General features: G+C 71.4%; 13 protein-coding genes. 3 read left to right on the top strand and 10 right to left on the bottom strand.

Annotated features, from left to right (window positions below; genetic code table 11):
- Positions 1-11: 11 nt before the first annotated feature.
- Positions 12-698: a TetR/AcrR family transcriptional regulator gene (locus tag MMF94_RS27660; RefSeq protein WP_241040130.1), complete on the bottom strand. Its 687-nt coding sequence runs from the start codon at positions 696-698 to the stop codon at positions 12-14.
- Positions 695-2,245 carry a class I adenylate-forming enzyme family protein gene (locus MMF94_RS27655; protein WP_241040129.1) on the bottom strand — a complete coding sequence of 517 codons (1,551 nt, stop codon included), beginning with the start codon at positions 2,243-2,245 and terminating at the stop codon, positions 695-697. Before MMF94_RS27655 ends, MMF94_RS27660 begins: the two co-directional genes overlap by 4 nt.
- A gap of 213 nt (positions 2,246-2,458) precedes the next feature.
- Between MMF94_RS27655 and MMF94_RS27650 the strand changes: the two genes are divergently transcribed.
- Positions 2,459-4,384 carry a flavin-containing monooxygenase gene (locus MMF94_RS27650; protein ID WP_241040128.1) on the top strand — a complete coding sequence of 642 codons (1,926 nt, stop codon included), beginning with the start codon at positions 2,459-2,461 and terminating at the stop codon, positions 4,382-4,384.
- Positions 4,385-4,406: 22 nt separating this feature from the next.
- On the opposite strand, the gene yidC is transcribed toward MMF94_RS27650, so the two are convergent.
- On the bottom strand, positions 4,407-5,360 hold the full coding sequence (gene yidC, locus MMF94_RS27645) for a membrane protein insertase YidC (protein WP_241040127.1): 954 nt from the start codon (positions 5,358-5,360) through the stop codon (positions 4,407-4,409).
- Positions 5,361-5,462: 102 nt separating this feature from the next.
- Entirely contained in the window at positions 5,463-5,762 is a 300-nt protein-coding gene (locus MMF94_RS27640; protein WP_241040126.1) for a DUF6412 domain-containing protein, read from the bottom strand.
- A 60-nt stretch (positions 5,763-5,822) separates the two neighbouring features.
- Between MMF94_RS27640 and MMF94_RS27635 the strand changes: the two genes are divergently transcribed.
- Complete coding sequence (locus MMF94_RS27635) at positions 5,823-6,569, top strand: GNAT family N-acetyltransferase (RefSeq protein WP_241040125.1); 747 nt, start codon at positions 5,823-5,825, stop codon at positions 6,567-6,569.
- A gap of 12 nt (positions 6,570-6,581) precedes the next feature.
- On the opposite strand, the gene MMF94_RS27630 is transcribed toward MMF94_RS27635, so the two are convergent.
- Genes MMF94_RS27630 through MMF94_RS27615 form a run of 4 tightly spaced genes read right to left on the bottom strand, consistent with a single transcriptional unit; the run spans position 6,582 to position 10,265 of the window.
- Positions 6,582-7,217 carry a response regulator gene (locus MMF94_RS27630; protein ID WP_241040124.1) on the bottom strand — a complete coding sequence of 212 codons (636 nt, stop codon included), beginning with the start codon at positions 7,215-7,217 and terminating at the stop codon, positions 6,582-6,584.
- Positions 7,214-8,551, bottom strand: a complete 1,338-nt coding sequence (locus tag MMF94_RS27625) for a sensor histidine kinase (RefSeq protein WP_241040123.1) — start codon at positions 8,549-8,551, stop codon at positions 7,214-7,216. Before MMF94_RS27625 ends, MMF94_RS27630 begins: the two co-directional genes overlap by 4 nt.
- Before the next feature lie 4 nt (positions 8,552-8,555).
- Positions 8,556-9,344: an ABC transporter permease gene (locus MMF94_RS27620; protein ID WP_241040122.1), complete on the bottom strand. Its 789-nt coding sequence runs from the start codon at positions 9,342-9,344 to the stop codon at positions 8,556-8,558.
- Positions 9,345-9,356: 12 nt separating this feature from the next.
- Positions 9,357-10,265 carry an ABC transporter ATP-binding protein gene (locus tag MMF94_RS27615; protein ID WP_241040121.1) on the bottom strand — a complete coding sequence of 303 codons (909 nt, stop codon included), beginning with the start codon at positions 10,263-10,265 and terminating at the stop codon, positions 9,357-9,359.
- A 125-nt stretch (positions 10,266-10,390) separates the two neighbouring features.
- Here MMF94_RS27615 and MMF94_RS27610 point away from each other — a divergent pair, with 125 nt between their 5' ends.
- Complete coding sequence (locus MMF94_RS27610) at positions 10,391-11,260, top strand: DNA-formamidopyrimidine glycosylase family protein (protein ID WP_241040120.1); 870 nt, start codon at positions 10,391-10,393, stop codon at positions 11,258-11,260.
- A 9-nt stretch (positions 11,261-11,269) separates the two neighbouring features.
- Here MMF94_RS27610 and MMF94_RS27605 read toward each other — a convergent pair whose 3' ends face one another.
- Both MMF94_RS27605 and MMF94_RS27600 read right to left on the bottom strand, forming a co-directional pair.
- Complete coding sequence (locus MMF94_RS27605; protein WP_241040119.1) at positions 11,270-12,082, bottom strand: PspA/IM30 family protein; 813 nt, start codon at positions 12,080-12,082, stop codon at positions 11,270-11,272.
- 284 nt (positions 12,083-12,366) lie between these two features.
- A complete protein-coding gene (locus tag MMF94_RS27600) occupies positions 12,367-12,801 on the bottom strand; it encodes a helix-turn-helix domain-containing protein (RefSeq protein WP_241040118.1) in 435 nt (144 codons plus the stop codon).
- Positions 12,802-12,891: the final 90 nt, after the last annotated feature.

Genomic DNA, 12,891 nt, shown 5'->3' with positions numbered 1-12,891 from the left:
GCAGCGCTTCCTCAGGTCTGCGCGCCGCCCGGGAGCGCTCTTGCCTGGTCATCGGCGTACTCGCGCGCTCCGAGCATCCTGCCGACGATCAGCACCACGTAACCGCGAACGACCTCCTCGAGGCCCAGCTCACCGTCGTCGTGAAACCAGGTGCTGATCCCGTTGAGCACGCCGAACGCCGCGAACGCGGCGAGCCGGGCATCGGTCGCGGTGAACTCCCCGGACCTCATCCCGGCCGCGATCACGTCCCGCACGCGGCGCTGGTAGTAGCGCCGGTAATCGTCGATCTCGGCGCGGTGGGCCGGAGTGAGCGCGGCGAGCTCGTGCAGCCCCACCATGTGCTCGACGCGGCGGGGGTGCAGGAACTCGAGGTGCGCGCGTACGAATGCGGCGAGGCGCTGTGCGGGCGTGCCCGGTGCGTCGAGAAACGGGAGGTTCTGCTCGTTCAGCTCCCGGGTGACGGTCAGGCAGACCTCGTAGAGGATCTCTTCCTTGGCCGGGAAGTGGTGGTAGAGGCTTGCACCTCGGATGCCGACCGCCTCCGCGATGTCGCGCATCCCCACGGCCGCGTAGCCCTGCCGGGCGAAGATCCGCGCGGCCGCGGCGACGATCTCCTCGCGGCGAACCCGGCCCGACCGCCGCGCGGCCGGAACGGGCCGGCCCGGGGCCGGCTCGTCGATCCGCTTCGGGGCACTCACGGCGGAATCTCCACCGTGCGCAGCTCACGCTTGAGGATCTTGCCCTGGGCGTCCACCGGCAGCTCCGCCACGACGTGCACGGCCTTGGGCACCTTGAACGCCGCGAGCTGCTCCCGGCAGAACGCCACGATCGCGTCGCGCTCGGGGGTGGCTCCGGGCCGCGGCACGACGAACGCGGTGACCGCCTCGGACCACACCGGGTCGGGCCTGCCGACCACCGCGGCGCGCAGAACGGCGGGATGTGCCTGCAGCACCCGCTCCACCTCCTGCGACGAGACGTTCATCCCGCCCGACTTGATCACGTCGGTGAGCCGGTCGTGAAAGAACAGATTGCCCTCGCCGTCGATCCGCACGATGTCGCCGGTGTGCAACCAACCACCGCGGAGCACGTTTTCCGTCTTCGCGGGTTCCCGATGATATCCGAGCATCACCGAGGGCGACCGGCATACGAGCTCGCCGAGCTCGGTGTCGTTGCCGTCGGCGTCGACCACCCGCACCTCCAGGTGCGTCACCGGCTTGCCGATCCAGGACGTGTCGCCGCCGGGTACGTCGGCCAGGGTGGAGAACCAGCCCACCGTGCCGAGCTGGGACAGCTCCGACTGCCCCCAGTAGGTGCCCCACAGCACTCCGGGAGCGGCCTCGGACCAGGCCTCGATCACCGCGGGCGTGACCTGCCCGCCGTATGTCAGGCAACGGCGGACGGCGCTGACGGCGGCGGGTCCGAACCCTGCCTGCCCGGCAAGCCCGAGGTAGAACGTCGGTGTCTGCGCGATCACCGTGACGCGTTCGCGGGCGATGATCTCCAGCGACCGCGCGGCGTCCGTGCTCGCGGGCAGCACCAGGGTGGCGCCCATCAGCGTGAGCGTGGTCATCGAGCCGAGCCCTGAGATGGTGTGGAAGGGCATGACGAAGAGCCAGGTGTCGTCCGGGCCGGTCTGAAGACCCCAGCCCCATGCCGGTGCCGTGGAGATCAGGTAGTTGCGGTGCTGGATCAGCACGCCCTTCGGCGCTGCCTCCGTGCCGCTGGTGTAGACGAGCATCGCGACGTCCTGCTCGTCGACATCGGCCACGGGCTCGGTGTCGGGTTGCTCGGCGAGCGCGCGTTCGAGGGTCTCGTCGAACGTCAGGAGCGGGGCACCGGGGTTAGCCGCAGAGACGCGGTCGGTGAACTCCTTGTCGGTGACTACCACCACCGGCCCGGCATGCGTGAGCTGCTGGCCGATCTCCCGCTGCCCGAACATCACGTTGACGGGGCTCACCGCGGCGCCGATCTTGAGCGTCCCGTAGTAGAGCGCGACGACGTCCACGCTGTTGCGAGCGACCACGGCGACGACATCCCCCCGGCGGACCGAGCGGCCGAGCAGGAGATGCGCGAATCGGTTGGCGCGGCGATCGAGCTCCCCGTAGGTGATCCGGGTGCGCGCCCCCACGGCGTCATAGGCGACGAACGCGGTCTTGTCCGGCTGGGTGCGGGCGTGGCGGCGCAGCTGGTCGCCGATGGTGGCCCGGCCGACCGGGGCCCGGTGCTGCCATGCGATGTCGGACACGGTGGTCAGTCCCTCTCCACGAGCACCATCGTCGCTGCGGCCCCGGCGACGGAGTCAGCGGGGTGCGCACCATCCCTGGGCGTGGCCCGGGTGAGCTCCATCAGTCTCGACTTCCTGTCTGCGGTTAGGAATGAACCGGCCGGTCATCGGCAACAGTACAGACGTCAAGATGCCGACTTCTCGTGTTCACCTAACGATGGTTAGCCTTGCAACATGACCCCAGCCGGCGATGCCCTCACCGATCCCACACCGGGTGCACCGCTGGACCGCGGGTCGCTGACCACGGCCGTGGAAAGCGCCAACCTGCCGACGCTCGTCGTGGTGCTCTACCAACTCACCGGCGATCCCCGCTGGCTCGCCGACCCGTACCGCCCCACCCGGGGTCGCGGGATGGACGACAACGACGACGGCGGGTTCGCCGAGCCGGTGCGGGCTGAGATCCGGGCCGCGGCGGTCGATGCGGTGCTGGCCTGGTCGGCGGGCCGGGAGCCCGCCGTGCCCGCCCCGACCGGCCCTTTTCTCGTCGAGTTGATGAGCCTCGCCGTGGGCGAGCCGGTTCCCGCCGAGTACGAGGCCATGGCGGCGGAGGACATGGGCTTCCGCACCCCGGAACCCGCACGGGCCGTTGCGCCGGGCACGGGGTTCCGGGTCATCGTCATCGGCGCCGGCCTGTCGGGCATGCTCGCCGCGATCCGGCTCCGGGAGGCGGGGATCAGCTGCGTCGTCCTGGAGAAGAACGACGATGTCGGCGGCACGTGGCTGGAGAACGGCTATCCCGGCGCCGGGGTCGACACCCCGAGCCACCTGTACTCCTTCTCGTTCGCGCCGAAGCAGTGGAGCACCCACTTCGGCAAACGCGACGAGGTGCTCGCCTATCTGCGCGAGGTGGCCGACCGCTACGACCTGCGCGGGATGATCCGGTTCGGCACCGAAGCGGCAGGCGCTACCTACGACGCCCGTAGGCAGCGCTGGACGGTACGCACCACGGCCGGCGAGGAGTTCGACGCGAACGCGGTGATCACCGCGGTGGGTGTGCTCAACCGTCCGAAGGTCCCCGACCTGCCCGGACTCGGCGACTTCCGGGGTCCGATCTTCCACTCCGCCCGCTGGCCCGCCGACCTCGACATCACCGGCAAGCGCGTGGCCGTCGTCGGGACGGGGGCGAGCGCGATGCAGATCGTGCCTGCGATCGCCGGCCAGGCCGCCCACGTCACGGTGTTCCAGCGCTCCCCGCAGTGGGTCGCGCCGAACGCCGTCTACTTCGCGCCCATCCCCGATGGCGCCCGGCTACTGATCGAGCGCGTGCCGTTCTACCGCCGCTGGTACCGCACCCGGCTGGCCTGGACCATGAACGACAAGGTGCACCCGTCGCTGCAGATCGACCCGGAATGGCAGCACCCCGAGCGTTCGGTCAACGCCATCAACGACTCGCACCGGCGCTACTTCACCCGCTACCTCACGGACGAGCTCGACGGGCGCGACGACCTCGTGCAGAAGGCGCTGCCGGACTACCCGCCGTTCGGTAAGCGGATGTTGCTGGACAACGGCTGGTTCGCCGCGCTGCGCCGCGACGACGTCGATCTCCTCACCCAGGCGGTCGCGGCGATCACCCCCACCGGCGTCCGGACGGCGGACGGCACGGAGGTCGACGCCGACGTCGTGGTGATCTGCACCGGCTTCGAGACCTACAGGTACCTGCATCCCCTGGACCTGCGTGGACGCGACGGGCAGTCGGTGCAGGAGGTGTGGGGGCCCGAGAACGCCGACGCCTACCTGGGCATGTCGGTGCCCGGGTTCCCGAACCTCTTCCTGATCGGCGGCCCCGGCACCGTGCTCGGCCACGGCGGCAGCTACATCACGATCGCCGAGAGCGAGGTCCGCTACATCATCGAGGCCCTGACGGTCATGACCGAACGCGGGATCGGCGCGATCGAGGTGCGGCCCGAGGTCTACGCCGACTACGCCCGCAGGCACGACGAGGCGCACGCGCGGATGATCTGGTCGCATCCCGGCATGGGCAACTGGTATCGCAACAGCGCCGGCCGCGTCGTCTCCGCGTTGCCGTGGCGGATCGTCGACTACTGGACGATGACGCGCCACGTCCGCTGGAACGACTTCACCACCGAACCCGCCCGCTGACCGCGCGACTCGCAGGCCGGAGTCAGCGGCGACGGCGGCTCCGGAGGTGGCCAGAGGCGTGCCGTTTGCGCTTGCCCGTTCCGCCACCCCCGGCCTGGGTCACGGTGGGAGTGGCGGGCGGCTCGGCCGGGACGAGTGCGGGCGTGGACGCGGCCGTCACCACCGGCACGGGTGCGGACGGGGTCGTGGGCAGGCGGCTGAACACGATCCGCTGCTGGACGAGGGTCCAGGCGTTGTTGGTCAGCCAGTAGATGAGGATCGCGATCGGGAACGGGAAGAACAGCCCGCCGACCAGCGCACCGAGCGGGAAGATCCACGGGGTGAACCGCATGGCCGACGCGGTCGGGCTGTCGGGCGGCTGCTGCTGCGCCGAGTGCCGCGCACTGAAGTGGGTGGCCACGGCCGCGACGAGCATCAACGGCAACGCCACGACCGCGACGTCGACGCGCTCCACGTGGCCCCCGAAGGAGTCCAGCAGCTGCTGGGGCATGCTCAGGTACGCCGACAGCGGCGCCCCGAACAGCCGGGCCTCGAGGAACGAGCGCACCTGGTCGGGTCCGAAGACGTAGTTCGGGAGGGCGGCGTTCTGCTCGAACGTCAGCCCGGGGCGGTTGAAGTAGCGCAGCACGTGCAGGAGCCCGAGGAACACGGGCAACTGCAGCAGCGCCGGCAGGCAGCCGCCGACGAGGTTCACCCCGTGCGCGCTCTGGAGCGCCTTCGTCTCCTTCATCAGCCGCGGACGGTCCTCGGCGTAGAGCTTGCGGAGCTCGGCGAGCTGGGGCGCGATCACGCGCATGGCCCGGGCGGAGCGCACCTGGGCGATGAAGGGCCGGATCAGCAGGGCCCGCAGGGTGAGCACGAGGAAGACGACCGACAGCGCCCACGCGACCCCACTGGACGGGCCGAGCAGCAGGCCGAAGAGCTGGTGCCAGCACCACATGACGGCGGAGACGGCGTAATAGACGGGATCTAGCACGACGCGCCCCCCGGGCAGGGGAGGGCAGGGACGACGAGACCGGGCATGGCGGGACTCCAGGGCAGCCGGAACAGGACTCGTCCGGCGGCGCCACGCGCAGCGCTACACCGCCGGGAGGAGCTCCGACGGGGCACGTGACCGGGTATGGCCGTCGGCGTCCGGGTCGCGCTGGCGGGGAACGGCGCGGGACGCGAGCGCCCGATGGTGCTCCCGCGTCGCCACGGCGACACGGGCCTCGGCACCGGCGAGGAGCGCGAGAGCGGGTCGGTGGGCCAGGCCCCAGGCGCAGAGCAGGGCTCCGAGCACACCCATGAGCAGCGACTGCTCGAGGATCACGGCGGTGCTGACGAGTACGGACCCGAGCAGGAGCAGGCCCAGTGCCTGCGCCGTCGCCGTCCTCATCCCGCAACCGTACCGTTTATCGGTGGCGCCGGGCCCGGCTTCGCACCAGGGTGGCGAGCCATGCGCCCCGTTCCGGCCGACGCACTGCCGCAGCTTCGTCCGTGGTTCGCCCCGGAGCGGCCTGGGCCGTTGATCTTCGAGCACGTCGTCCGTACGGGCCATGGCCGGTGCCGCGTGGACCGGTGGCCGCATCCGCAGGTGGTGCTGGCCGAGCTGCCCGGGAACTACGCCCTGCGCGGTGACCCTGCACAGCTGGGGCCCGGCGACCTCGACGACGTGGCCGGGTTCGTCGACGCTCCGCCGGAGTGGCTGCCCGCCCTGCGCACCGTGGATCCGGCCACAGGCGTGTGGGACAGGCTGGTCGCCGTACTCCCGGACGACGCGGTCGTGTCGCCACCCCGTGATCACGTCCGGCTGCTCACCCGGGCCGACGCACCGGCGCTCGCCGGGCTCGGCGCCGAGGACGCGTGGATCCACGAGACGTGGGGCGGTGTGGCCGGGCTCCTCGCCGCAGGTGTCGCCTATGCCGGCACCGTGGACGGCGAGCCGGTGTCGATCGCCGTGCCGTTCTACGTGGGCGGTGAGTACGAGGACATCGGCGTGGTGACGGTGCAGGCCCATCGCCGCCGCGGCCTGTCGACCGCGAGCGCTGCCGCGGTGGTCAGGGACATCAGGGCCCGCGGCCACGTCCCGTCGTGGACGACGTCCCCCGACAACACCGGAAGCCTCGCGGTCGCCGCGCGGCTGGGCTTCACGCGCGTCCGGGACGACGTCCTCTACGCCGTGCGCACGCCGATCCCGGTCTGAGCCGCGTCGGCGCTACTCTGGCACCAACAGGCCCCGCTGGTACCCGGCCGCCACCGCGGAGGCCCGGTCGCGCACCCCGAGCTTCGCGTAGATGTGCAGCAGGTGGGTCTTCACGGTGGCCTCGCTGATGAAGAGCTTCTGAGCGGCCTCCCGGTTGGTGAACCCCGCGGCCACCAATCGCAGCACTTCCAGCTCCCGGCCGCTGAGAGTGTCCTGGGCCGGCGCCCTGACCTGCCCCATCAGGCGCCCGGCAACAGCGGGCGACAGCACGGCCTCCCCGCGGTGCGCGGCGCGGACGGCCCGCAGCAGCTCATCGCGCGGGGTGTCCTTCAGCAGATAGCCGGTGGCACCCGCCTCGATCGCCGGCAGTACGTCACGGTCGGTGTCGAACGTGGTGAGCACGAGCACTCGCACCGACGGTGCGGCGCGGCGCAGCTGCCCGATGGCCTCGACCCCGCCCATGATCGGCATCCGCAGGTCCATCAGGACGACGTCGACGGGTTCGGCGTCCACGCGGGCGAGTGCCTCGGCGCCGTGCCCGGCCTCCGCCACCACATGCATGTCCGGCTGGCCGTCGATCACCCCACGCAACCCGTCACGGACGACCGGGTGGTCGTCGACGATCAGCACTCTGATCTTCTCGGTCACGCCCGCACCTCCGCGGGGATCGCCGGGACGGTCGCACTCACCGCTGCCCCCTCCCCGGGGGTGCTCTCCACGGCCAGCGTGCCCGCCACCCGCCGCACCCGCTGCTCCATCCCCGCGATGCCGAAGCCGGAGCCTGCGTCCGCTCGAGCGCCGAACCCGGGGGTGAAACCACGCCCGTCGTCGCGCACGTCGAGCACCACCACGTCGTCCATGTAGGACAGTGTCAGCCCGGCTCGGCCGGCCTCCGCGTGCTTCCCGACGTTGGCGAGCGCCTCCTGCGCCACCCGGAACAGCACGACCTCCAGCTCCGGCAGCAGCGGCCGTGGATCGCCGGTGGTCTCGACGACCAGCTCGACGCCCGCGGTCTCCGCCCACGACTTGCCCATCTGGGCGATGGCATCAGGCAGTTGCGTCTCGACGAGCTGTGCGGGCGCGAGCGCGTCGACGGAGCGGCGGGCCTCGCTGAGGCTCTCCCGAGCGAGCGCGCTCGCGGTGTCCATGTGGCGGCGCCGCACGTCCGGGTCGTCGTCGGCGGCACCAGCGGCCTCGAGTTGGGTGACGATCCCCGTCAGGCCCTGCGCAATCGTGTCGTGGATCTCCCGCGCCAGCCGCGCGCGCTCGTCGAGCACTCCGGCCTCCCGCGCTTGCACCAGTAGGCGGGCGTGCAGGCCTGCGTTCTCCTCCAGCGTCTCCGACAAGCGCCGGTTGGCCTCGTTGAGCTCGACGATCATGTCCTGCCTGCGTTGGGACTGCTGCGCCGACAGCACCCCGAAGTAGGTGAGCCCGCCCGCCATCGCGCCGTTGACCACCGCGAGCGCCACCCAGCCCGCGATGACAGCAGGGGTGAACTCGTCGACCAGCCCCCCGCCGAGCTGGGCGTACGCGGCGAGCACCGCCGTGGCCAACACGCCGGCCCAGCGCCAGCCACCACGCAGGTACACGAACGAGTGCGAGTACCCGGCGAAGGCCTGGAACCCGTAGAAGGGGGACATGTGGACGAGCGCCGCCATCAGAACCAGAAGGCCCCCCACGTACACCGAACCCAGCAGCGGATTCGACGCGCGGTCGGACGGCGGGGACGCGAACACGAGCGTCCAGCCCGCGTTGACGATCACGAGCGACCCCGTGACGAGCCAGAAACCCGGTGAGGAGGGAAGGACGAACGGAGTGAGCACGGTTCCGACGACCAGGCCGAAATACGGTGAGTAGCGGTCGAAGAGCGAGTCGAGCTTGCGCTCCCGGGCGTCGAGCCTCTCGTCGCTGCCGGGAAGGGGGCCGACCCCGCCGCTCGTGCACGACCCCGCCGTCGCCGCGCCCGCACCGGTGTCGTTCACGGCCTCACTCCCACCGGAAGAATCTAGCGGCCACCGCCGTCGCGGTCACTGCAATGACCGCCATGACCACGAGCTGTGACGGTGCCGGCCCGTCCCCCAGCCAGGCGGCCTGGAAGGCACCTGTTGCCGGCGGAACGAACTCACCGATGCGCACGACGACGTCAGGGAGCAGGAACTTGGGCAGGTACACGCCCGAGAAGAACTGCGTCAGGAAGAACGCGACGGTGCCGATTCCCGTGGCCAGCCGGGCGCGCGGCGCCAGAGCAGCGATCACGAGCCCGAGCGCGAACACCGCGGACGTGCCCAGCAGGAACGTGAGGACGAACCCGATCGGATGCCGAGGCGCCGGTACGTCGAGTACGAGCACGGCGACCATCAACATCAGCGCCGTACCGGCAGCCGCCGTCACGAGGTTGATGACCAACTGCACGACCAGCACCGCGGACGGCCGCATCGGCGTGGCCGAGAACCGGCGCAGGACGCCCTTCTCCCGGTAGGTCGCGAGCCCGGTGGGCAGGTTCTGCAAGCCGAGCACGGCGATGTTGAACGCCAGCAGGGCCGGCGCGAAGTAGTCCGTGAACCGCAGGCCCCCGAAGACGTCGCCGGGCTCGCGCAGGGCGGGCACGGCAGCGAGGCCCGCGAGGATGAGCGCGGGCAGAGCGATCGTCAGCAGCACGGTCACGGGGTCGCGCAGGAACAGCCGGGTCTCGGCCACAGCGAGCGCGAGCAGCGGGTTCGTCGCGCGACGCTGTTCGCGGATGGTGGCCGGCGCAACGGACGACAGCTCGTTCATCGGTCGGTTTCCTCAGTTCTCGGCCGCGCGGCCGGTCAGGGCGACGAAGGCATCGTCGAGAGTGGCCTGCTCCAGGCGCAGGTCAGCGGGGACGACCTGGTGGCGGGCCAGCGTCGACGTGACGGCGTGCAGCAGGTTGCCGCTCCCCGAGACCTCCACGTGCGGACCGAGGCGCCGTACCGACTCCACCTCGGCGAGGTCGGTGAGCACCGCGTCGAGGAACGGAGCCGACGGGCGGAACCGCAGCCGCTGACCGCCTGCGAGCCGGGCCACCAGCCCGGCCGGGGTGTCGGTTGCGATCACACGGCCCGCGTCGATCACGGCGATGCGGTCGCAGAGCCGCTCCGCCTCCTCCATGAAATGGGTGACCAGCACGACCGTCACGCCTCCGCGGCGGATCTGTTCGATCGACTCCCACGCGTCGCGCCGAGCCTGCGGGTCGAGCCCGGTGGTCAGCTCGTCGAGGATGGCCACGCGGGGGTTCCCGACCAGCGCGAGCGCGATCGACAGGCGCTGCTTCTGGCCGCCCGAGAGGTTCGCGAACGCGGTGTTCCGCTTCGCCGCGAGGCCCCAGCGTTCGAGCAGCTCCCGTGGCTCGGCAGGCGCCGGGTAGAACGAGGCGAAGAGCTCGACGGCTTCCGCGACACGCAGCTTGTCCGGCAGCTCGCTGGCCTGCAGTTGGATCCCGAGCACACGGCGCAGCTCCGTGCGGTCGCGCTGCGGGTCGAGACCGAGTACCGAGATCGTGCCGCCGTCCTGGGAGCGCAACCCCTCGATGCACTCCACGGTGGTGGTCTTCCCGGCGCCGTTGCGACCGACGATGCCGAAGATCTCCCCCTCCTCCACGGCGAGGGAGACGTCGTGCACCGCGATCTCGTCGCGGTAGCGCTTGTGCAGCCGATCCACCTCGATGACGGGCATGTCGACGATGGTGCTGCCGCGCGCGGCTGCGGAGATCGGCCGTCGCGACGGACTCCTGGGCGCCTGCGGTGGACCCCGGCTCCACCGATCGGTGGACCGAAGCGGCCCGCGCTACCGTCGGGCTCGTGCCGGAGGGCGACACCGTCTACCTCACCGGTAAGCGCCTGCATGTCGCGCTCTCCGGCCGCTCACTCGTGCGGGGGGAGCTGCGGCACCCCCGGCTCGTGGAGCACGACCTCGCCGGACGCACCGTGCTCGACGTCGCGTCCGTCGGCAAGCACCTGTTCACGCGCTTCGACGACGGCCGCAGCCTGCACAGCCACCTGCGGCTGGACGGGTCGTGGCACCTCTACCGGCCCGGAATGTCCTGGCAACGGCCCGCGCACCAGGCCCGTGCCGTGCTCGAGACCGCCGAACGCACCGCCGTCGGGTTCTCGCTGCACGACATGGAGCTGCTCCCGACCGGTGAGGAGGCGCGGCTCGTCGGTCATCTCGGGCCCGACCTGCTCGACCCCGCGTGGGACGAGACGCACGCCGCGGAAGCGCTGCGGCGGTTCACGACGCGGAGATCCTCCGAGCTCGGGCTCGTGCTCCTCGAGCAGCGGGTGATGGCGGGCCTCGGAAACCTCTACAAGACCGAGGTGTGCTTCCTTCTCGGGCTCTCGCCGTGGACGCTCGCGCGCGACGTCCCGGACCCGCCGGCCGCGATCGCGCTGGCCCGCGAGCTGCTGCTGCGCAACGCCGACCGCCCACAGCAGTCCACGACCGGTGAGCTGGCGCGCGGCCGTCAGACCTGGGTGTTCGAGCGGGGCGGGCAACGCTGCCGGTGCTGCAGCACCCGCATCCGCACCGCGGAGCAGGGAGACGGCGTCTACGCCCGCATCGCCTACTGGTGCCCCCGTTGCCAGCCGGGCCCGTCCCCACGTCCGGTGTCGCCCCGAAACGAGCGACGCCGCCCGTCCCCAGTGGGGGACGAGCGGCGTCAGCGCTGGTAGGAGGCCTGCTCAGGCGGTGCCGGGCTGCTGCTGCTTGTTGAGCTGCGGGTTGGCCGGAATGGCGGCGGTGTCGCCCGCCGTGACCTCGCCCGCAACCGGTGTGCCGTGCAGAGAGGCGCGGATCTGCTCCAGGCGGCTCGCCCCGGCCATGTCGACCGTGGACTGCTGCACCTCCAGCATCCGGCCCTGCACCGAGTTCTGCGCCAGCTCCGCGGACCCGATCGCGTTGGCGTAGCGCCGCTCGATCTTGTCGCGGACCTCTTCGAGGGAGGGCGTGTTGCCCGGCGCAGCGAGCTCGGACATCTGCCGCAGCGACGCAGCCGCCTGCTCCTGCATCTTCGCCTGCTCGAGCTGGCTGAGCAGCTTCGTGCGCTCGGCGATCTTCTGCTGGAGCATCATCGAGTTGCGCTCGACGGCCTGCTTCGCCTGGCCCGCTGCCTGGATCGACTGGTCGTGCAGCGTCTTGAGGTCCTCGACCGACTGCTCGGCGGTGACGAGCTGCGTGGCGAACGCCTGCGCGGACTGCTCGTACTGCCCGGCCTTGACCTCGTCGCCGGAGGCGCGGGCCTGGTCGGCCAACACGAGCGCCTGCCGGGCCGAGGCCTGCAGCTTCTCGATCTCACCGAGCTGCCGGTTGAGCTTCATCTCGAGCTGACGCTGGTTGCCGATCACCGCTGCCGCCTGCTGGGACAGCGCCTGGTGCTGCCGCTGGGCGTCCTCGATCGCCTGCTGGATCTGCACCTTGGGGTCGGCGTACTCGTCGACCTTGGACGAGAACAGCGCCATCAAGTACTTCCAGGCCTTCGTGAAACCGTTGGCCATCTGCTCCGCCCTCCGAGTGCGGCGCCGCTCGCCGCTGCATGTCGTTGTCCGGGCCTTCCGGCACGGGTCGCCGGTACGTCTGCTCCCATCGTGGCATCGGACAGGCCCGGCTTCCACCGCGCGCCGACGATATCGGGGATGATCCGGAGGCCACCGTCGGGGCGACCCGGAGGTCAGGCTACCGCTCCGGGCGGCTCCGAGGGACCCACGACGTGCGAATACACCACCGGCACCCGCCGCACAAGGCTGACGGGTGCCGGTGAGCGTACGTCGATAGTGGGACCTCAGGCCGCGGCGCAGACCGCCCCGACCGGCTGCAGCGCCACGGGCTGCGGCGTCGGCTGCGGAACCGGGTGGCGCGGGGCCACCGGGGACAACGGCAGGGTGGACGGAGCCGCAGGTCCGTCGGACGCGCCGGCGAGCCGCAGGTCCATGTGCCGCAGCCCGACCGGGCGACGCAGGGTGGCGGCCTCAGCGGCCAGCGCTTCGGCGGCGATCGTCTCGGCCGCCTCGGTGAGCAGTTCGTGCAGCGCGATGTCGAGTGCTTCGCAGATGGCGGCGAGAAGCTCGCTGGAGGGCTCCTTGCGGCCTCGCTCCACCTCGGACAGGTACCCGAGACTCACCCGCGCCCGCCGCGAGACCTCGCGGAGGGTTCGCCTGCGCTCCGTGCGCGCACGCCGCAAAGTGCCGCCGATCGCCTCTCGCATCAGCACCGCCATGCGACCCTCCTCGTCATCCGCCGGCCAACGTGGACACCGCGCCGGTGAGATCACCGTACCGATTCCTGCCGTGTGGCGTCTCCGGACGCG

The sequence above is a fragment of the Pseudonocardia alaniniphila genome (genome assembly GCF_022524485.1).
GTDB lineage: Bacteria > Actinomycetota > Actinomycetes > Mycobacteriales > Pseudonocardiaceae > Pseudonocardia > Pseudonocardia alaniniphila.
This window is presented reverse-complemented; position numbering and strand designations above follow the sequence as displayed.